The following is a 20,376-nucleotide window of genomic DNA, read 5'->3' as shown; positions in this document are numbered from 1 at the left end:
ATCGTTAAATTAATCTTTCCATTTTATATTGCAACCGATGCTTGGAATTTGCCGCGGATCGATGGACTTTCCGGCCAGTAAGTTATCCAAAGCCGTGCGTAAATCGCTACCGGTCGGCGGAACATCGTTTTTTGGGGTCGATCCGTCCAAGCGTCCGCGGTAAACACAAGATAGGGCTGCATCGAATACGTATATATCCGGCGTACAAGCGGCTTGATAAGCTTTTGCAACAGACTGGCTTTCATCGTAAAGATAAGCGGCGAAAGGATTGCCCCATTCTCGCATCATCGCTTGCATTTTATCCGGCGCGTCCTGCGGATAATTGATAATGTCATTAGCACTGATTGCAATCGTACTAATACCTTGTTGAGCATATTGCTCGGCAATCGATATCAATTGCCCTTTGACATGCAGCACATAGGGGCAGTGATTACACATAAAGAGAATCACCGTACCTTTTTCTCCTTTTAACTCTTGAAGCGTTTTGGTCGTTCCGGTCACGGTATCGGGTAATTCGAAATCCGGCGCACGGGTTCCTAAAGGCATCATATTAGACTCGGTCGCTGCCATCTATACTCTCCTATGTCTTGCTTGGATAATCTTAAACCATATCGAAAGCCGAATTATAAAGCCTTAGTTCAAGCATGGATAGTTAGGCCTCTTTGCAAATGAAGGGTTTTATACCCTTTGCTGGTCAAATTTCGGCGCCGGGGGTCCGTCAAAGAACGCCGTGAAACGTCCATGTAGGCTCTGTGACAGCATCCCGGCTGTCAAAGCCTTTGCCGAACACCCCAGCGCCTCCATGCGTCAATGCCGAAATTTGAAGTGCGATGGGTATACTTTAAATACCTGTTAGTCGGTATAGTTGAATTGTCTATAAAATATCCGGTCCAATTGATTTTTTAACACCTTCTCAGGATTTCGTGATAAATAATGTCCTGGAACTATGAGCTCTGTTGAGGGTTCGGTCACTCGCTAGGCAGGTCGCCGTAAATACGTCCGTGTAGGCTTGACGGCGGCGACTGATTGCCATGGATGGCATGAATGCAGATTTCGCACTACGCCATGGATGGCGTGTATTAGGGCATCACCAGTAGGCGCTTTAGGCGATGCAGGGCAGAAAAATGCTCCTGCATTTTCTGCATTCATTACATCCATGTAACTCAGCAATTGCCGAGGAGCAAAAATCTGCCCTGCTGCCGACATCCTCGCCAAGCATACCCCACACCCTTTTTGATCTCCAAATTGGGAATTGCTGTAATGAAGGATCGTTTAACTTTGCTAGCTGCGAAGTATGCTTGTCAATGGATAACTGTTTTTTTGAGTTATCTTGGCAGACGACAATTTTATCCCTATCAGAAAAAATGACATCGACTATAGACTATGACCCATACGAAACATTATGCCATGACTGCAGGCTAGTCGAGTCATGTCTTCCTTACGGATTAGCGAAAAATGAGTTGAAACAGTTCGCGACGATGGTAAAAAGTAAACCGCCAATATTATCCGATCAATATCTCTATCGACAGGACGACGAAGGCCGTAGCTTATACGTTGTTAAAACGGGGTCTTTCAGAGGTTTTATATCCAGCACGGATGGCGCCGAACAAACAATTGGATTTTATTTACCCGGGGAATTAATGGGGTTTGACGCTTTTCAACATGGGCGCTTCACAAGCTCAAGCATAGCGCTTGAAACGAGCAAAGTATGCGAACTGCCATTATCTCAACTTAATGAATTATGCCGGTTGATTCCTAGTTTGCAAACTCAAATGCTACGCGTTTTAGGCAAGGAAATCGAATCCGATCATAATCAGATTTTGTTATTAGGTCATCGTTCCGCCAAGGAAAAAATGGCGATCTTTTTATTAAAGCTATCGCATCGATACAATGCCTTAGGATTTTCGAAAACCGAATTTAATTTGACAATGAAACGGCAGGATATCGCCAATTTTTTAGGAATCACTAACGAAACCGTTAGCCGCTTACTTACTGAACTACATCAACAAGGAATAATTGCAATCAATCGACGCAACATCAAAATTAACAACATGAACGCTTTAAAAGTTCTCGTCGAAGATTGTTATTGAACCGAAGCTACCTCGTAACACGCTAAAGCGCAACAGCAACCCCGGCTCAACTCGCAACGGAGAGTGCTTATTTCAACATCATTTGCGCTGAATTTGCTGAGTCGGCTGGCCTGCTAGGACCTTGACCGGATTCGCTGCAAGCGGCTAAGGCTGAAACTGCAATAATGGCTAAAAACAAATGGCTAATAATTTTCATAATAAACTTTTCTCAATTGTGAGTTAAAACGTATTGTTCCATTGCTCAATCGAATTGATCGAACAATAAAATTTAACAACCCTTATGGGTAAACTCATTATTGCATTATTACATAATCGCTTATTGATATGGATCAATTATTAACCATTTTGTCGGTCGACATTTGCTCCTCAGCAATATCCCTTTCTACTCCCATTTGATTGAAAAACCGTCTAAGAATAAAAGCAGCAATTGCCGAGGAGCAAATCGACCTAACACCCCGTAGCCTCCTTAAGCATCGCCGAAATTTCAAGTGCAAAAGGTATAAACTCGTAAAGAGGATAAACAAGAATATTTTGAACATTTAACTAAAATGCTTATCTTAAAGATTAATAGATGAACATATGAGTAGATATTGATATGATTATTTCACCTGAACTAGCCGCCAAGGACTGCTGCGATGAGCAAGAAACGCATCCCGATTTATTGGCCAAGGCCATACCGGACTTACCTGACGAGTACGAAGCCGGTCGCTTGGCCGACTTGTTTAAAGCTTTAGCCGACCCTACGCGGGTAAGGATCATTGCCGCACTACTGCACACCGAGTTATGTGTGGACGATTTGGCCAATTTATTGGATATGAGCCAATCGGCTATTTCACACCAGCTGCGATTGCTGCGTAATCTGCATCTGGTACAGTTCCGTCGATCCGGAAAACATGCTTTCTATCGACTGGTTGACGACCATGTTCGAGACTTGTTTCAACGCAGTCGAGAACATTTGGATTGTTAAAATCAAGGCGTTATCGCCCTTTAAATTTAGGAGATTCCTCCATGAAACATCACATTCACACCGAACACAAGCACGTTCACAACGAACATTGCGGCCATTTGCGTATTGAGCATGACGGTCATGTGGATTATTTACATGACGGCCATTTGCATCATGCACATAAAGACCATTACGACGAACACGTCATTGCTGTAACAGAAACCAATCCGGCAGTTTGTGCGCCGTTAGACTGCGCTTGCGGTCATGAAGGATGCGGACATGCGGCCGTTCCGCATGGCGACCACATCGATTACATCGTCAATGGACGCTTACATCACCCTCACGGGGATCACTGCGACGATCACGGACCCGTGACGATAATTAATTGACGATACGGAAATTTTGTCGAGTTTTTAAGTTCACGCCAATCAAACCCGGCACTTAGATATACCCATCGTGTATCTAAATTCGGCACCGGGGTGATCGTAAAAAAACGCCGTGAATACGTACATGTAGGCTCTATGCCAGCATCCATGCTGGCATAGAGCCTTTGCGAGCGCCATGGATGGCGTGAATGTCGATTTTGCATTACGCCACGGATGGCGTGTATTAGGTCAATGCAGGGCAGAAAAATGCTCCTGCATTTTCTGCATTCATTACATCCATGTAACTCAGCAATTGCCGAGGAGCAAAAATCGACCTAGCACCCCGGCGCCTCCTTAAGCATCGCCTAAATTTGAAGTGCGAAAGGTATAATTGAATAACTTCAAGTTTAGGTGCCGAGTAGTTAAGGTTCGATTTTTACAAGCGATACAAAGGTTCCAATTCGTTGTCTACCGACTTATCGCCGAATTGCTCCCTAGCTTTATGCTCGGAAAATGCCTGAAATAACTTTTTACCTTGCCAGTCTTCCCGATCGGCACTGTAAAGGCACGCATTCAGATACATGATCTCGTCTCTCAGTCTGGCCTCGCAATGATCGGCCAACGCGCCTAGACTGGCGACCTTGTATTTTTCCCGCCCCCAAGCGACCAAGGCATTTTTGGCTGCTTGCGGATCGTTTTCGGCACAGGCTTTTTTCAAGGATTTGACATAGCCGGACAGGGACTCTTTGATCGGGTCTTGCGTTTTTTCTTCCGGCTTTGCCGAACGACGTAGACCGAAATAAAGCCCGGTGGTCAACCAACCTACCGCAAAAAAAAGCGCCGCCCACCTCCAATAATCCTCTTGCGGTGCTACGACTTCCTCTCGCTTAGTTGCAGTTTGAACTTGGTTTTTTACCTCGTCGCCGGTTGCCGCATGCGGCATTTCTATTTCTGTTGGTGTGGCTGCTCCTTCGGTAATCAGGTTTACTTCCGGAATTTTGGCGATCTCGACTTGTCCTGAGCGTGTGTTGAACCACGGTATCTCGATTGCCGGAAGAGTGTAACGACCGGCTTTAGAGGGTATGAAAGCGATTTTTTCCTCGCGTAACGCCTTGACACCTTCGGCTCCCTTATTTTCGTTCAAAACCGGCTGATCCGGATAAGTTTTCACTTCATCAACCGGTAGGGTGCGATGTATCTCGGGTAGTTGGCCGACTGTCGTGCCTATGGCAGCAATACGCAAAGTTCGGGTTAACGGCTCGCCAACTCTCATTCGAGCGATATCGCCCGACCATTCCTGGCTGAGGCTCAAGCCTTCAGCCGCCAACCAATGACCGCCGGCAAACGTTTCCGGAATCGGTTTCACGTTGAGCGTAACGGCTTTCGAAGTAATCCGCTTCAACTGGCTATTTTGCCGATTAAAAAAGCCGTTGAACCGGGGTTGACCTACCGTAATCACTTCGGCATCGAGCTGCAACGGCGCTATTGTTAGCGTTCCGCTTTGCTGCGGAAAAATCGCGTATTTACGCTCAGTGACTTGATAACCGATACCGCCGATTTGAGTTGTATAATTGCTGTCCTCACCAAGCTTTTCGATGACGGCATTGTCTAGTTCCGGTTCGGATAACCGGGCTTGCGTGATCGACACTCGGCGATAGAAACGCAAGGTATAGAGAACTTGGGATTGGACATAAGGATTTTCCGGCGTGGCTTCGACTTCCAAAAACAACTCGTCATCGACGGCCTGAATCTCACGGCTACCGGCTTCGGTCACCATCAAGGAAACCTCATTGCTACGATCTTTGCCGAAAGCAATAGCCGGTATCGTCAATTCGCCCGCGTGTTTGGCCATAACCGACAATTTCCATTGCTGCGTCTTACTGTATTGACCGTTTATGATCGATGTACTACTGCTTTGACTCCGGCCGAGTATCTCGAAATCTTTTTCGAGCGGTGCGAAGTCGGGCTGATCGTCCGGCGTTTCATCGGCAATAAAAGTAATCTGGAACGATTCGTTCAAGCCGACCGGGCTACGATCGACCGTTACATCGATGTTTGCGGCCTGTGCCTTGAAAGCCGCGAATAGACTAAACACTATCAGCATCAAGAAGCTCTCTATCGAGAGTCTTTTTTTTGTCGTTATCCTCATCGTCGTCGTCACCAAGCTTCGTCTTGTTGTTGCTGCCGGCCGCGGCGGCCGTATTGATATTGGAATTTACGTTTCAACAAACCGGCAGGATCGTCCGGGATGCGTTTCAGCCATTGTTCGCTGGCTTGTTTGGCTTCATCGGCCGGTTCGGTTTCTTGGGTTGCCGCTTCTTCTTTTTCTTGATCATCAGGCGTTTCGTCGTTTTGCTCTTGAACTTGACCTTCATCTTGTTCCGGATCGTCTTGTCCTTCTTCAATGTCTTGAGGTTCGGGCGATGAGCGTTGCCGATCTTGATCGTCCGTTTGTTCGTTTTGATCTTGCGCTTCGTCGTCGCCGGACTCTTCCGAAGGCTCGCCTTGATCGTTTTGTTCGGAATCTTGCTGATGATTCTTATCGTTTTGGTCTTGGCCTTGTTGCTGTTCTTGCTGTTGTTTTTCCAATTCTTTTTCGACAACGGATTTGTTGAATGCCGCGTCTTCGTGATCAGGATCGATCTTCAACGCTTCCTCGTAAGCCATGACGGCCTCGGCCAAACGTCCCGATTGCGCCATTGCATTGCCACGGTTGTAATGAGCGCGCGCGCTATGGCTATCTTTGAGTGATTCAAGAACTTGTTCGTACAACCCGGCCTTGTATTCGGCGGCGGCCTTCCATTCCGGATCATTAAACAAACCGGCCGCTCGTTCGTAGTCTCCGGCCTCGAAAGCCTGTTGCGCTTGTTGATTCGGCGTTTTCCACAAACTTTGCCAGTCCTGCGCCTCGGCCCGGTTCGGAAAAGGCAAAATCAACAGCATCGCAATCGATAATACGCCTTTTCGGAAACTCAATGCCGCCAACGGCAAAATCAGTAACAGGAGCCAAGGACCGCGTTCCGCCCATAATTCCAGTAATAAGTCATCATTCCCGGCATCGCTTTGAACTTGCCGGTTTTCGAAGACGCTCAACAAAGGTTCTATATCGCTGTCGTTCGGGCTGATCGTCCGGTAAATACCATTACCGAGCGCAGCTAATTTTTTCAATTCGCCGGCATTCAATTTCGGAACGACAATGTTGCCTTGTCCGTCCTTGACGAAACCGCCGCCCGGCGCACCGATTGGAGCGCCTTCGGCCGTGCCGACTCCGAGTATCGATAAGGAATAAGCGCCCAGATTTTTTACCGTGGCCTCAGTTTTATCGATATCGGCGCCATCGGTTACCAAGAGAATATGGCCTTTTTGCATGCCGGCTTGTTTCAGCAAATCGATCGCATGATTTAGCGCTGCAACAGAATTGCTGCCTTGTACCGGCATGATGTCGGTCGTCAATGCCGACAATTGACTGGCAATCGTTTGCGTATCGGCTGTCAACGGAGTCACGGTAAAGGCATCGCCGGCATAGACCAATAACGCGGTCTGGCCGTCCTTGCGTTGTTTCAGGATGTCGGCGATTTTGAAACGGGCGCGCTGCAGCCGGCTCGGTTTTAGGTCGGTCGCATCCATCGAAAGCGATAAATCCAAGCCGATCACCAACGCCGAATCGTCGCGGAAAACAGGGGAGGGTAAGCGTTCCCAGGCGGGTCCGGCCAAGGCGAAAATCGTAAGCAAAGCCGCCAATGCTCCGGCGGTCAAGGTCATTCTGCTGCGATTTTGTACTTTGTCCTGCAGGATATGGGGCAACAACGGCTCGTCGCAAACCGTCGACCAATTACCCCGTTGTAGTTTATGTCTTAGCGTCAACAATAAAGCCGCAAACCAAGGTATTAGCGCCAACAGCCACCACGGCCGGATAAAATGAAAGTATTGCCAGTCGATCATGATGCTCTCAATCTCGCCGTCGCGATGATGCCGGCCAAAACCAGAGAAATTGACAGAGGCCAATGGAATAATTCGCTACGAGGCCGAAAATACTGTTTGTCTTTCTCGACCGGTTCGAGTCGATCGAGAATATCGTAGATTTGCTCGAGCTCTTCGGTGTTTCTGGCGCGAAAATAACGTCCGCCGGTTATTTCCGCAATCTCGGTCAAGGTCTTTTCGTCTAAGTCCATCGATGGATTGACTTTACGGGAGCCAAAAAAACTGCGCACGATCATTTCGTCTGCGCCGATGCCGATAGCATAAATTTTAAGATCGTGTTGGGCCGCTAATTCCGCCGCTTTCAACGGCGTAACTTCACCTGCGGTATTCGCGCCGTCGGTCAGCAAGATCAATACGCGGCTCGTATCTTCCTGGTTTCTTAGCCTTTTAACCGCCAAACCGATCGCATCGCCGATCGCGGTCATTTCACCGGCCAAACTAATCACCGATTCGTTTAATAAAGTCACGACCGTTTTACGGTCGAAGGTCAACGGCACTTGTAGATAAGCCTGGGTTCCGAACAGAATCAACCCGATTCGATCGCCGGTCCGGCGTGCGATGAAATCGCCGGCGACCCATTTTGTCGCGGTTAATCGATCGACCTGTTGCTTATTAATGATAAAATCCTGCTCTTCCATGCTCCCCGATAAATCGACAGCAAGCATCAAGTCGCGTCCGCTAACCGTTTGTTCGACCGGTTCGCCGAGCCATTGCGGACGCATGCCGGCAAATACCAACAAGATCCAAGCCATTACCGCGATCACCAACGGCCAGTTTGCCGATTTCATTGATGTCTGCGCTGCACACACTGAAAAATCTTCCAAAAAAGGAACTTTCAATGCCGCTTGCTGTTGCGGCGAATCTTGCGGCAGCAACCAGCGGACCAATAAAGGCAAGGGCAGTGCCGCAATCAACCAGGGCCATTCAAAATGTATCATGGTTTGTTTCGTTTTTGAGCTTTCAGCCAACGCTCACACAGTTCAAATAATGCCAAGACATCGGTGTCCGGTGGTAATTCATTACGGTACGGAATTTCGATCAATTGCCGGCCAATGCCGTTACTAAAGGGTTTGTCCGGCAGCGAGGCGTCCAGATGGTCCAACCAAGCCTGTCCTGTTAAACCCGCGATTTGCTCTCGCGATGCCAAGCTGATCGTTACTCGGCGAAGCAAGACCGACAGACGACTGACCTTTTCGGCAGGATCCAGGCTCGGGTCTTGTTTTAATTCCGCCAATAATCGGCGCGCCGATTTCAGTGCCGTTTTACGGGTCAAACGACGAATCAACCAAACCATCGATACCAGTAATATTACAATACCCAGAGCCGTTAGCCACCAGCCGAGCGCGGGAGGCCACAAACCGATCGGTTCCGGCAGATGAATATCGCGTAATGGAAGCGTCTGCGGATTCATTAACGTAAACTCTGCACCGGATCTTGTACGGTGCTGCATTGGATAAAGGTCATCCGGAATTTTTTCGCGAGATTTTCCAAATAACGGCATCGCGCGTTGAAGCGTTGATGATAATCGCTCAAACGATCCCGGTCCCGAGTATCGATGACCACATCGCGCCGGCTATCGGTCAAACGAAAACGTCCGCCCGAAGGCAGGCTGCTTTCCAATGGATCGTAGACTTGAATCAACACGACATCGTTATGTTGGGCGAGTCGCCTTAAATGATGTTCGGCATTGCTTTCAAGGCCGCGAAAATCGCTGATGATATAAATCAGACTGCCGGGCCGCGCATGTTGCGACAATCTTGCCAAACCGAGTTCGAAATTGAATTCGACCGGATGGCCTTCACCGGTTTGCACCAGGCTGTGAAAAAACCGCAAAACCGCATGCCGGCCATGTTGCGGTTTCATCTCCATACAGGTGCTATCGGAAAAGATTTGCCCGCCGATGCGGTCGCCGTGTTGCTGCGCGGTCCAAGCCAAGAGCCCTGCCAACTTAGCGGCCTGTACCGATTTGAACACGCCTCGTGTCGCAAATTGCATTGCCATGCGTTTATCGACCGCAATAAATACCGGGCGTTCCCGCTCTTCGCGAAACAACTTGGTATGGGTTTTTCCGGTACGGGCCGTCACTCGCCAATCGATGCTGCGAATATCGTCTCCGGGTTGATAAAGCCGCGCTTCATCGAATTCCATACCGCGTCCCTTCGAGCGCGATACATAGCCGCCGGTTTGCCGACTGCGGATCGACCAACGATGCAATTTAAGCGACCCAGCCGTTTGTGCAAGATCAACCAAGCTTTTCAAACTTACCGCGACTCGTTCGTCGGCAGCTGAAGAGGGAGTGTCGGTTTTGTTCGATAGCATCAAGGAACAGCAATCCGGTTGATCAATTCGCGAATGAAATAATCGGGTGTGATGCCTTCGGCTTCAGCCTCATAGGATAGAATCAGGCGATGCCGTAAGACATCGAAAGCAATATCCTGAATATCCTCGGGGCCGACGAAATCGCGTTGCCCCAGCCATGCCTTGGCTCTCGCGCAACGGTCCAATGCAATGCTGGCTCTTGGACTTGCGCCGTATTGCAGCCACGAGGCCAAATCTTTGCCGTAGGCACCGGGATTACGGGTCGCCAAAACGATTTGCAGCAAATAATCTTCAAGATTATCGGCCATATAAATATCCAAGACTTCCTGACGGGCTGCAAATAAATTGTGTTGCGTCAACGGTATAAAAGACTCTGTTGTACCGTTCTTAGCGTTTTTAGCTTCGTTTCTTGCGAGATGCAAAATACTTTTTTCGTGTTCGGCTTCAGGATAATCGATTTTGATATGCAATAAGAACCGGTCCAATTGCGCTTCCGGCAGGGGATAGGTGCCTTCTTGTTCAATCGGGTTTTGCGTGGCCATGACCATGAACAAGGCGGGTAGGGGATAAGTCGCGCCGCCGACGGTTATCTGCCTTTCGGCCATCGCTTCGAGCAATGCCGCCTGCACTTTGGCCGGCGAACGATTAATCTCATCGGCCAAAATCAAATTATGAAACAAAGGCCCTTTTTGAAATTCGAATGTGCCTTGTTGAGGCCGGTAAATTTCGGTCCCGGTCAAATCGGCAGGCAATAAATCCGGCGTAAATTGCACGCGATGAAAATCGCCTTCGATACCCTTGCTGAGTACATTGATTGCCCGTGTCTTAGCTAAGCCCGGCGCGCCTTCAACAAGAATATGACCGTCGCTCAACAACGCAATCAGCATTCTTTCTATCAATACATCCTGTCCGATAATTTGCTTGCTGATAAAGCTTTTTAGCTTTTGCATCGCACTTTGATTGGTAATGTCTACGCTCATGATCCTGAATGAATAAAAATTAAAATCCTAAGGGTTTCGTGAAAAATAGCTTCCTGGCGCTATGAGTTCTGTAGCGGGTTCGGTAACTCGCTTACCTTGCATTAAAAATAGGGAGGTTATTTATGACCAAATCCTAAATTCGACCAGCCACGCAGTTAATACTTTGCCGAATTGCTTTAACAACTTTTATGCCGAAAGGTTCCCATTGTATCTGTATGAGGACCGGTATAGAAGTGCGTAACTTTGCGAATAAACGGTGAGTTTCTTGTGTATTACTGTGTATAAATTGACCGGGTCGATTTTATCCACAAGCCCTCCACATGTTGAACCGAAGTTTACAAGCAGTTTAGTCATGGAACTAAAGTATTGATAAAAAATATTAAAAAAGGCTTATCCACAGATTTCAGCTTGACTAATAGTAACAGTAATTTTAAATCTTTTAATTTGTTATGATTATAGAGAACCGATTCTTTTAAAATCATGTCCCAGTACCGCAAAAATCCGCTCAAAACAACCGAGCTGCCCTCGGGCATTCCCTTCATCATCGCCAATGAAGCCGCCGAACGGTTTAGCTACTACGGTATGCGCGCCATTTTGGTCGTCTTCATGACTCAATATTTAGTCGATGCATCGGGACAACCCGATCTTATGTCCGAGCATGAAGCCCAAGGCTATTTTCATTTGTTCGTTTCTGCGGTTTATTTGATGCCTTTGTTCGGCGCATTACTGGCCGATAGCGTGCTCGGTAAATACCGGACCATTCTTTTTTTATCGTTTTTTTATTGTTTCGGTCATTTGACCTTGTCGATCGACGATACCCGTTTGGGACTTTTGATCGGACAAGCGTTGATAGCGTTTGGAGCCGGCGGTATCAAACCCTGCGTGTCATCACACTTAGGCGATCAATTCGGTCACACGAACAGCTACTTAATGACCAAAGTCTTCGGTTGGTTTTATTTTTCGATCAATCTTGGCGCTTTTGCCTCGATGCTGTTGATTCCCTGGCTACTGCATAACTATGGTTCGTCGCTTGCTTTCGGCGTACCCGGAATATTGATGTTGTTGGCCACAATAATTTTTTGGGCGGGACGTTATCGTTTTGTACATATTGATCCGGCCGGCATGGGCTTTATCAAGGAAATGCTTGGCTATGACGGATTGAAGATCCTTGGCAAATTGACCTCAATCTATATATTTATCGCGATTTTCTGGGCTCTATTCGAACAGATTGGCTCATCATGGGTTTTACAGGCACAAAAAATGGATAGAGTCATATTCGGTATCGAGATACTACCTTCACAGATTCAGGCGGCTAACCCTTTGCTGATCATGATCTTGGTGCCTTGTTTTTCCTATGGCTTGTACCCATTCTTGAATCGTTATTTCGACTTGACTCCCTTGAGAAAAATCGCGATCGGCTTGTTTTTAACCGTCTTCGCATTTGCGATACCGTCGGTAATTCAAGTGCAATTGGATGAGGGGCTAACGCCGCATATAGGTTGGCAGTTATTGGCGTATTTGTTATTGACCGCGGCCGAAGTCATGGTTTCGATCACTTGTCTGGAATTTTCCTATACGCAGGCGCCGAAATCGATGAAATCCTTTATCATGGCTTATTATTTCGTGTTTATCGCCGCCGGTAATTTATTGACCAGTGCAGTCAATTTTTTAATGATGAGTTCAGATGATTCCAACCAATTATCAGGCAGTGCTTATTTTTGGTTTTTCACCGGACTGATGTTGATTACTGCATTACTATTTTTAGTCGTAAGCCGGAACTATCGAGAACAAACTTTTTTACAGGATGAGCAAAGCATTTAAGAGTGACTTATAATTAACACATATTTTCACTGATGAATTGCTTTCATTCGATTTGCTGCGGCTATGTGATTGTCAGGTAATAACAATACGACGAGAATACCATGATGCGACTTACAATTTTTATACTGGCTATTTCGGTCTCAACTATCGCTCACGCCGATGCTTTTAAATGTGTCGATTCCTTGGGGAAAACCATTTATCAAGCCAAGCCTTGCGATGAAAATCACCAAAGTGTCCAGATCAATTTTAAAACCGGCGGAGCGATTGATAAAAGCGAACAACTAAAGAGGCAAGCTCAGCAACGTGAATTGCAAAAACAACAGGAACTAACCGAACAGCAATTACAGCAAAAACAAGAGCAATTCTTAGCGAATGCCAAAGAAGAAACCGAAATTAATCAAACCTTAATTAAAAATAATCCGGTTCAATTTACGGCTTATGCCATTCCGCCTTACGAATACGACAAATTAAAGCCCTTGGTACAAAGCTTTCAATCGCGTCTCCCGGAAATTGAGCGTATGAGAAGATTGGCCGCACAAAAACAACTGGCATCGGGACGCTGCGATCGTGTCGAATCCTCGGAGCTGAATGTTAGAAGTACTCTGGAAAACTTGGTTTTTTTGGTGGATTGTAGTAACGGCGAATCGGCTTATTTTAATGAAACCGAACTCCAATAATCTTAATGTCTAACAGTAAAATAATTTTAATCACCGGTTGTTCGTCCGGAATCGGTTATACGACGGCACTTGCACTCAAACAACGAGGCCACCGTGTTATTGCTTCGGCTAGGCAACAACACGATGTCGACCGACTCAGACAGGAAGGCTTTGAAACAATAAGGCTCGATCTTGCCGATAGCGCGTCGATTCGACAAGCCGTTTCCGAAATGCTGATCATGACCGAACGTAGAATCGATGCATTGTTCAATAATGGTGCCTTCGGCCAACCGGGCGCGGTCGAAGATTTAAGCCGTGATGTATTACGGTTTCAATTTGAAACTAATTTTTTCGGCACGCACGAACTGACCAATTTGCTCATTCCGATCATGCGTCGGCAAGGGCAGGGCAGAATCATTTACAACAGCTCGGTATTGGGATTTGTCGCCATGACTTACCGGGGCGCTTATAACGCCAGCAAGTTTGCTTTGGAAGGTTTAGCCGATACGTTACGACTGGAGCTTAAAGGTACCGGAATTGATTTATCGATCATTGAACCCGGACCGATCTTGAGCGATTTTCGTAAAAACGCCTTCGCGCTTTTTAAAAAAAACATCGACCCAAGCAACAGTTTTCATAAGGATCGTTATGCCGCAATGGAAACCCGCTTGCAAAAAGATGGGCCTGCCGTACCTTTTACGTTGCCGCCTGAAGCCGTAGCCGACAAGGTGATTCATGCTTTGGAATCGAAACGACCTAAAATCCGTTATTACGTGACTTTTCCCACTTATCTGTTTGGCTATTTGAAACGTATATTGCCGGCGGCTTGGCTCGATAACTTACTGGTTAAAGTTTGATGTTTACCGATTTAGAAGAAATATCGATTCAATGTCCTTACTGCGGTGAAACGATTTCTTTATTGCTGGATATCCCTTCCGGTTCACAGTGTTATTACGAAGACTGCTCGGTTTGCTGTTCTCCTATTTACGTACAAATCGAAGTTTATGATAACGGTCAAGCACATGTTACTTGCAAACGCGACGAGGATTGAATTTACAATGTAATCTTTCTAAGCCAAGCATTAACAGTACCCTACAAATATACTTGGTTGAATTTATAAGCATTGTTTTTAACTTTGAGTTTGATATTGCGGCAATCTACGTTAGAATGGACAACGCTAAGTAGCTTTAATTTGATGGAATTTCTGCTGCATTGCTGAATAATAGTTACTATGACAACATGAGGACAAGTTAGACATGAAATTTTTAAGAAAGGTATTGTTATCTCTGGCTATTGCTAGCTCTATGGGTGCTATTGCTACCCCTGTAATGGCTGAAAGCGATCCAGGCAGAATTTCATATGCGCCTGTAGAAGCAATCAAATTGACTTCCGAAAAAATTCAAGCTGCGATCGATGCAGTTGCAGCCGGTTCTTCCGCTGATGAAGTTGCTGTTTTAGTCAAAGATGCTCTGGATATGAGCAAAGAAATCAATGCCAATGACAAAGTTGACGTTGCTCGCGCACGCGCGAATGGTGAGCTGAAAAAAGCTCGCAATGCCGCTAAAAAAGGATCTTTAGATGGTGTAGATGCAGCTCTGCAAAGCGCTTTGAAACAGTACGGCGAATTACCAGGCTTGATTTAATTATTTAAATTATAAGCTGATAAAAAGGGCGTTTTTTAGCGCCCTTTTTTTATGGCTTTAATCCAAGATATTTAAGATACTTCCTTTTGAATGAAAAACCGTCTAAGAATAAAAGGTATGGGATGTGACTAGCAAGGACCGCCGTTAACCCATCTCTGGGGGCTTGACCGCAGCTTCCTGCTTCCGACATCCTCGCTAGCCACACCCCATAACTTCATAAAATTAGCCGATATTTGGGTATAAAGGGAGTAAACAAGCGCGCCAAGATTTTTCGCGAAAGCTGAAATGGGGTCCGTCCGATTTCAGCAGCGAAAAATGACTTGGCGATTATTGCCTTCGGCGGCCCCGATTCGCCCTGCGTCCGTGCCACTACGCCACATCATCGCATACTCGATGCGGCTCCGTAGCACTCCCACAAATGGCTTTACGCCGTGTCGCGATGCCTTGTATTTTGCCTCCGCCTGCGCTATTCGCGCAGACTCCGGCAAAACACCCGGCGCTACGGCTATCGGGGACTAAAAATCTTCACTTCGCTAACGCTCCGTTTCCACGATTTTCAGCGAGCGAATGTTAATCTGGCGGAGGGGTGGAACACAAAAATATTATATATAGGGTTTATTTTTTTGTTTTTGGCGAGAGGGGCCTATTTTGCCGAAAAATTGAAGCCGGAATTGCCTTCACTGTATGTGGATCTATTCAAGACGACGATGTTGAGAACGATGATGTTCGTTTTATGGTCCGGCATTTCCGGACCATAAACCTAAAAAGAGCAGTTGAGAGCCTCAAACTACCGTTCGCCCTGAGCCCTGTCGAAGGGTGTACGGTAGTTTGAGGCTTCACCAATCCGGTGTAAGTGTTGTAGACCCTTCATGCTTCGACTTGGCTCAGCACGAACGGTCTACAACACTTACCAACTGCTCTTTTTAGGATAAAAGGTATCGGGTGTCGAGCAACCAATTTTGTGATCAGTGCCGGCTGTTCGGGGGTATTTAATTAACCTGAAGATGCGGTAAAACTCTTTTTTGGTCATGCCGGCTTGGGCGGCCATGCTTTTGATGAGCGTTTGTGTAAAAGGGGACTTTGTTGGGCAATCGACGGTAACTTTGTACAGGGTGGCATCGTGTTCTTTTACCCATTGCTCGTGTGATTTGCCTTTTTGCGGTCTGGCAACGAATCCCAGGTATGCCAGGATCTTTTTAACCTCTTTGCAGGTTAGCGGAGGGTATTGACTGCTCATGCAGGGCGTAGCGGTAGCAGGGCAAACGCATTAAAATAAATGCCATATCAATATGTTATGACTATTCAACCTAAGCTTGCAGAATATTTTATTTGTTAGTTTTTTATTTTGTGGCAATAAAGGCTGCCGCTATGAAATTACTGAAAATACTACGCATTATAACCATTTGATTTTATATGTAGTTTTAATGCGTTTACCCTGGTAGCGGTAGGGTCTCATCGAATATTTTTTGGTGGGTATGGTAAAGCGCTATTTTTAGCCGAATGATTTGATATCTAAGCCAGAGCGATAGCGGTGCGCTTCTCGAGAGTAATTGCGCGGCATAAGGTTTGTCGTCGCCGATCAGGGCGTCATGAACGTATTCACGGATCATCGATTCGAGTTTGGTTTTAGCTTCCTCGTATGTATCACCTTGAGCGGCCAGGTTGAAATTTAAGCATACGGCCACCCAGCAATCACCTTCTTGCTCGGCATAGCATTTCATAATCAGTTCTCCTGGATAAGGCAGGATAGATGCCACTTTTTACTTGTTGCTTTGCTTCGTGCAGTGCGTCTCTAGCCTACCTCAATGAGGTTTCAGGAAAGGTGCCCAGTGCAAGCGTCTTTCGTTTTCCGCCAAAGCGGTAATCGTAGCGGAAATATTTTCCACCATTGGGATGCACAAGCACATAGAGGCCTTCGCGGTCGGTCAGCTTATATTGCTTGTCGCGCGGCTCCGCATCGCGTAGATCTTTAACACTGAGAGTCATTTGACGGTATATCTTTTTTTCGTTGACGGTATACCGTCAAAGATACCGTCTTATTGTGCAAACTTAAAAGGATTTAATGAACGGAATGTTTAATAAAATGCCTTTAGTATCAATCTTTAAAAACACTAAAAGTTGCCATGAAATGTTGATATGGCGGAGGGAGAGGGATTTGAACCCTCGTGGGACTTGCGCCCCCCACTGATTTCGAGTCAGGGCCGTTCAGCCTCTCCGGCATCCCTCCTGCGTTTTTATATTAACGTGTCGTGCTATTTCTTTAAAATTGTTTCGCTGTCGTACCAGTACACAAGCCGCAAGTTTAGCTTATCGCCTTTAGCGTTCGTTCTTTTTTCGAGTGAAACTTTCAATTTTTACCCCTCCTTTACCCCTTTTTTGCTTGGGGTAGTATAGGTGTAAAATCACAAAAGAAAAGACATAAACGGCTAAAAAAATATAGCGGTACTTTAGCCGCTAATCATTGAATTTAAATTATTTGTTCTTTGTTGTTTGGGTCTCGGTTTGGTGTTAATTCGCGGGTTATTTTCCTATACAAAAGCTGGAAAAGATCAGACCTAAAAGATCATCGGACGAAACAGCACCGGTAATTTCACCGAGACAATGTTGCGCTTGTCTTAGATCCTCGGCCACTAATTCACCGGCTTGATGGTTTTGTAATTGTTCTTGAGAACTCTGAACGAATATCAAACCCTTTTGTAATGCTTCGATATGCCGTCTACGAGCAATAAAAACATTATCGGTTTCGGATTGATAACCGACGCTGTTTTTCAAATACTGTTTGAGAAGATCAAGGCCTTGTTCTTTTTTGACGGACAAATAGATCTGTGTGCCTTGTTCGGATTCGCGAATCTCAGGTTTAATGCCGATTAGATCGATTTTATTGTAGATTTTGGTGATAGGTACATGTTCGGGGAGGTTCTCGAGTATTGATTGATGCTCGGGATCTGTGGCATCGATCATCAATAAGACTTTATCAGCCCGCTTCATTTCCTCTCGAGCCCTACGTATGCCTTCTTTTTCAACGGCATTGTCGCTGTCTCGTAAACCTGCCGTATCAATGATATGCAGCGGCATGCCGTCGATTTGTATGCGTTCTTTCAACACGTCGCGTGTGGTGCCGGCGATGTCGGTAACAATCGCTGCGTCATGTCCGGCCAAGGCGTTCAATAAACTGGATTTACCGGCATTGGGTTTACCGGCCAGTACGATCGTCATTCCGTCGCGAAGCAAGCAGCCTTGTTGTGCAGTTGCCAATATAGTTCGAAGTTTTTCCGCTAATCGGTCGATACGATTTTGTACCACTCCGTCACCGAGAAAATCGATTTCTTCATCGACGAAGTCTATGGCTGCTTCAACATAGATTCTGAGTTCGGTCAGTTCTTCAACCAATTCATTGATTTGTTTCGAGAAAGCACCCTGCATCGATTGTTGTGCGGAACGCGCCGATTGTTCGGTGCTGCTTTCTATCAAGTCGGCAACGGCTTCGGCTTGTGCTAAGTCAATCTTACCGTTAAGAAATGCGCGCTCGGTGAATTCGCCGGGTCGTGCAAGGCGGGCGCCAAGCGATAAGACGCGCTTGAGAAGTATATCGAGAATGATCGAACCGCCGTGTCCTTGCAGTTCAAGGATATCTTCCCCGGTATAGGAAGCCGGAGAAGGGAAGTAGATGGCAATGCCGGTATCGATGACTGAACCGTCGCTATCGATAAACGGTGTCAATACGGCATATCTTGGCGGTAACGGACGATCGGTTAATTTAGCGGCAATAATAGAAACCGCCGGTCCCGATATCCGTACAATGCCGACGCCGCCGTTTCCGGGCGGCGTGGCAATCGCGGCAATGGTATCGTTGGTACCGATGTCCACTCAGGTTTTACTTAGCATCTTCCAAGTTTTTAGTGATGTACCATTGTTGGATGATCGACAGCGTATTGTTGACCACCCAGTACAAGACCAAACCGGCCGGGAAGAATAGAAAGAATACCGTAAACACGATCGGAAACATTTTCATGATTTTCGCTTGCAACGGATCGATCGGGGCAGGATTTAAACTTTGTTGAATTTTCATCGTAATGCCCATCAGGATCGGCAAGATAAAAAACGGGTCTTGCGCCGATAGATCCTGCATCCACAAGGCAAACGGAGCTTGACGCAATTCAACGGTTTCGACCAATACCCAATACAAAGAAATAAAGACCGGAATCTGCACCAATATCGGCAAGCAGCCGCCTAAGGGATTCACTTTCTCCCGTTTATACATATCCATCATTTCTTTGTTGAAACGCTGTCTGTCATCGGCAAAACGTTCTTGCAGTTCTTTCAGACGCGGCTGAATCTTGCGCATTTTCGCCATCGAACGAAAACTGGTTTGCGAAAGTTTAAAGAACAGCAGTTTAATAAATAAGGTCACACCGATAATAGACAAACCCCAGTTGCCGACAAAGCCATGAATTTGATTCAGTAACCAGTAAATCGGCTTGGCAATGATCGTTAACCAAGCGTAATCGACGGTTAGTTCCAAACCTTTGGCGATTTCTTCCATCATCGGCTGTATTTTAGGGCCGGCAAACAATTGTGCGCTAAACTCCATGTCGGAATTCGGCTCGACCGTAAACGCTGGAGAATAGGAACCGATTACATAACGCCAATCTTTAAGGTCTTTGGTATAAAACGTATTTTCCTGGTCTTTGGGCGGAATCCATGCCGCTGCAAAGTAATGCTGGATCATCGCACTCCAGCCGCCTGTCGTTTTGACATTCAGCTTGTCGCTCGCCATGTCGTCGAAACTGACTTTTTGATATTTATTCTCTTCTGTATAAACGACGCCGCCGGCATAGGTTCTGATAAAAGTATGCCCCGCCTCTTCTTTATACGGAACTCTTAACAATTGCTTATATTGCCGACCGGTCCAAGGTTGCGTCGAATCGTTAGAGACGGTTTGATTGACTCCAATGGTATAACTGCCGCGTTTAAAGGTGAGTGTTTTAGTGACAGTCAACCCTTGATTATCGGTCCATGTCAACGGTACAGTGATGGTGTCTTGATCGTCACCTAAAAGGTATTGATCTTTTTCAAAGTTAAATACGGTATGGTGAGTAGGAGCATTTGCCGAACCCTCTGCGGCAATCAAACCGCTTTGTGCTAGAAATAATCTTTCCGGGTTGCTATCGAATAAGCGGATCGGACTAAGGTCTTTTTCCGGTTTCGAAAAGCCGAACAGATTCCAAACCCATTCAACGGCGGTGTTTTCTTTTTCACGAGGGTATTTCAGCAAATCCAGGTTACGAATCGTGCCGCCTTTGGGGTCGATTTCCAAGGCCAGAACATCGGTTGTTACGCTAATAATAGCGCCCGATTCAGTCACCTCAGTAACTATGGGTTTTGCTTCAGCGCGTGATTCGGGTTGCGGTTCGCCGCCGGTTGCCGTGGGCAAGTCTTCCTTAAGGTCTTGCGGCATTTGTTGTGCGACGGAAATTTCGCGTTTCGGACCGTAATCGATTTGCCATGCGTCATAGAGCATATAAAGCAGCATTGCAAATGTAACGACTAATATAAATCTAATGTTATCCATTCT

General features: G+C 46.5%; 20 protein-coding genes and 1 tRNA gene. 8 read left to right on the top strand and 13 right to left on the bottom strand.

Annotated features, from left to right (window positions below):
• Nucleotides 1–9: 9 nt before the first annotated feature.
• Nucleotides 10–570: a thioredoxin family protein gene (locus tag METBU_RS0115480; protein ID WP_017841494.1), complete on the bottom strand. Its 561-nt coding sequence runs from the start codon at nucleotides 568–570 to the stop codon at nucleotides 10–12.
• Between the two features lie 539 nt (nucleotides 571–1,109).
• On the opposite strand from METBU_RS0115480, the gene METBU_RS0115475 reads away from it, so the two are divergent.
• The 3 genes from METBU_RS0115475 (at nucleotide 1,110) to METBU_RS0115465 (ending at nucleotide 3,425) form a co-directional block, all read left to right on the top strand.
• A complete protein-coding gene (locus METBU_RS0115475; RefSeq protein ID WP_235726419.1) occupies nucleotides 1,110–2,090 on the top strand; it encodes a helix-turn-helix domain-containing protein in 981 nt (326 codons plus the stop codon).
• A gap of 595 nt (nucleotides 2,091–2,685) precedes the next feature.
• Nucleotides 2,686–3,057 (top strand): ArsR/SmtB family transcription factor, encoded by a 372-nt coding sequence (locus METBU_RS0115470; protein ID WP_017841492.1) that lies wholly within the window; start codon nucleotides 2,686–2,688, stop codon nucleotides 3,055–3,057.
• A gap of 41 nt (nucleotides 3,058–3,098) precedes the next feature.
• The gene (locus METBU_RS0115465) at nucleotides 3,099–3,425 is read left to right on the top strand and encodes a hypothetical protein (protein WP_017841491.1); all 327 of its coding nucleotides are present in this window, start codon (nucleotides 3,099–3,101) and stop codon (nucleotides 3,423–3,425) included.
• 412 nt (nucleotides 3,426–3,837) lie between these two features.
• On the opposite strand, the gene METBU_RS0115460 is transcribed toward METBU_RS0115465, so the two are convergent.
• The 6 genes from METBU_RS0115460 to METBU_RS0115435 are packed head-to-tail and all read right to left on the bottom strand — an operon-like array spanning nucleotide 3,838 to nucleotide 10,681.
• Complete coding sequence (locus METBU_RS0115460; protein ID WP_017841490.1) at nucleotides 3,838–5,505, bottom strand: BatD family protein; 1,668 nt, start codon at nucleotides 5,503–5,505, stop codon at nucleotides 3,838–3,840.
• Between the two features lie 53 nt (nucleotides 5,506–5,558).
• Nucleotides 5,559–7,343 (bottom strand): vWA domain-containing protein, encoded by a 1,785-nt coding sequence (locus METBU_RS0115455; RefSeq protein ID WP_017841489.1) that lies wholly within the window; start codon nucleotides 7,341–7,343, stop codon nucleotides 5,559–5,561.
• A complete protein-coding gene (locus METBU_RS0115450) occupies nucleotides 7,340–8,320 on the bottom strand; it encodes a vWA domain-containing protein (RefSeq protein WP_017841488.1) in 981 nt (326 codons plus the stop codon). The genes METBU_RS0115455 and METBU_RS0115450 overlap by 4 nt, the downstream gene beginning before the upstream one ends.
• On the bottom strand, nucleotides 8,317–8,793 hold the full coding sequence (locus METBU_RS0115445) for a DUF4381 domain-containing protein (RefSeq protein WP_017841487.1): 477 nt from the start codon (nucleotides 8,791–8,793) through the stop codon (nucleotides 8,317–8,319). Before METBU_RS0115445 ends, METBU_RS0115450 begins: the two co-directional genes overlap by 4 nt.
• Complete coding sequence (locus tag METBU_RS0115440) at nucleotides 8,793–9,701, bottom strand: DUF58 domain-containing protein (RefSeq protein ID WP_017841486.1); 909 nt, start codon at nucleotides 9,699–9,701, stop codon at nucleotides 8,793–8,795. The genes METBU_RS0115445 and METBU_RS0115440 overlap by 1 nt, the downstream gene beginning before the upstream one ends.
• The gene (locus METBU_RS0115435; protein WP_017841485.1) at nucleotides 9,701–10,681 is read right to left on the bottom strand and encodes an AAA family ATPase; all 981 of its coding nucleotides are present in this window, start codon (nucleotides 10,679–10,681) and stop codon (nucleotides 9,701–9,703) included. Before METBU_RS0115435 ends, METBU_RS0115440 begins: the two co-directional genes overlap by 1 nt.
• A gap of 480 nt (nucleotides 10,682–11,161) precedes the next feature.
• On the opposite strand from METBU_RS0115435, the gene METBU_RS0115425 reads away from it, so the two are divergent.
• The 5 genes from METBU_RS0115425 to METBU_RS0115405 all read left to right on the top strand — a co-directional run bounded on the left by METBU_RS0115425 (nucleotide 11,162) and on the right by METBU_RS0115405 (nucleotide 14,801).
• On the top strand, nucleotides 11,162–12,502 hold the full coding sequence (locus tag METBU_RS0115425) for a POT family MFS transporter (RefSeq protein ID WP_017841483.1): 1,341 nt from the start codon (nucleotides 11,162–11,164) through the stop codon (nucleotides 12,500–12,502).
• A 101-nt stretch (nucleotides 12,503–12,603) separates the two neighbouring features.
• Nucleotides 12,604–13,179 carry a hypothetical protein gene (locus METBU_RS0115420; protein WP_014150435.1) on the top strand — a complete coding sequence of 192 codons (576 nt, stop codon included), beginning with the start codon at nucleotides 12,604–12,606 and terminating at the stop codon, nucleotides 13,177–13,179.
• Between the two features lie 5 nt (nucleotides 13,180–13,184).
• Nucleotides 13,185–14,015: an SDR family oxidoreductase gene (locus METBU_RS0115415; RefSeq protein ID WP_017841482.1), complete on the top strand. Its 831-nt coding sequence runs from the start codon at nucleotides 13,185–13,187 to the stop codon at nucleotides 14,013–14,015.
• Nucleotides 14,015–14,209 carry a CPXCG motif-containing cysteine-rich protein gene (locus tag METBU_RS0115410; RefSeq protein ID WP_017841481.1) on the top strand — a complete coding sequence of 65 codons (195 nt, stop codon included), beginning with the start codon at nucleotides 14,015–14,017 and terminating at the stop codon, nucleotides 14,207–14,209. The genes METBU_RS0115415 and METBU_RS0115410 overlap by 1 nt, the downstream gene beginning before the upstream one ends.
• Before the next feature lie 205 nt (nucleotides 14,210–14,414).
• Nucleotides 14,415–14,801 (top strand): hypothetical protein, encoded by a 387-nt coding sequence (locus tag METBU_RS0115405; protein ID WP_017841480.1) that lies wholly within the window; start codon nucleotides 14,415–14,417, stop codon nucleotides 14,799–14,801.
• 907 nt (nucleotides 14,802–15,708) lie between these two features.
• On the opposite strand, the gene METBU_RS24350 is transcribed toward METBU_RS0115405, so the two are convergent.
• The 6 genes from METBU_RS24350 to yidC all read right to left on the bottom strand — a co-directional run bounded on the left by METBU_RS24350 (nucleotide 15,709) and on the right by yidC (nucleotide 20,373).
• Nucleotides 15,709–16,038 (bottom strand): type II toxin-antitoxin system HicA family toxin, encoded by a 330-nt coding sequence (locus METBU_RS24350; RefSeq protein ID WP_017841478.1) that lies wholly within the window; start codon nucleotides 16,036–16,038, stop codon nucleotides 15,709–15,711.
• Between the two features lie 193 nt (nucleotides 16,039–16,231).
• A complete protein-coding gene (locus tag METBU_RS0115390; protein WP_017841477.1) occupies nucleotides 16,232–16,522 on the bottom strand; it encodes a type II toxin-antitoxin system HicB family antitoxin in 291 nt (96 codons plus the stop codon).
• A 76-nt stretch (nucleotides 16,523–16,598) separates the two neighbouring features.
• Nucleotides 16,599–16,787 (bottom strand): Arm DNA-binding domain-containing protein, encoded by a 189-nt coding sequence (locus METBU_RS0115385; RefSeq protein ID WP_017841476.1) that lies wholly within the window; start codon nucleotides 16,785–16,787, stop codon nucleotides 16,599–16,601.
• A gap of 151 nt (nucleotides 16,788–16,938) precedes the next feature.
• Nucleotides 16,939–17,028: transfer RNA gene (locus METBU_RS0115380), tRNA-Ser, on the bottom strand.
• Between the two features lie 293 nt (nucleotides 17,029–17,321).
• Nucleotides 17,322–18,668 (bottom strand): tRNA uridine-5-carboxymethylaminomethyl(34) synthesis GTPase MnmE, encoded by a 1,347-nt coding sequence (mnmE, locus tag METBU_RS0115375; protein WP_017841475.1) that lies wholly within the window; start codon nucleotides 18,666–18,668, stop codon nucleotides 17,322–17,324.
• 7 nt (nucleotides 18,669–18,675) lie between these two features.
• On the bottom strand, nucleotides 18,676–20,373 hold the full coding sequence (yidC, locus tag METBU_RS0115370) for a membrane protein insertase YidC (RefSeq protein ID WP_017841474.1): 1,698 nt from the start codon (nucleotides 20,371–20,373) through the stop codon (nucleotides 18,676–18,678).
• Nucleotides 20,374–20,376: the final 3 nt, after the last annotated feature.

Origin of the sequence: Methylotuvimicrobium buryatense 5G, from assembly GCF_000341735.1 — a bacterium.
GTDB classification, from domain to species: domain Bacteria; phylum Pseudomonadota; class Gammaproteobacteria; order Methylococcales; family Methylomonadaceae; genus Methylotuvimicrobium; species Methylotuvimicrobium buryatense.
Note: the sequence above shows the minus strand (reverse complement) of the source record. Positions and strands in the feature narration are given on the sequence as shown.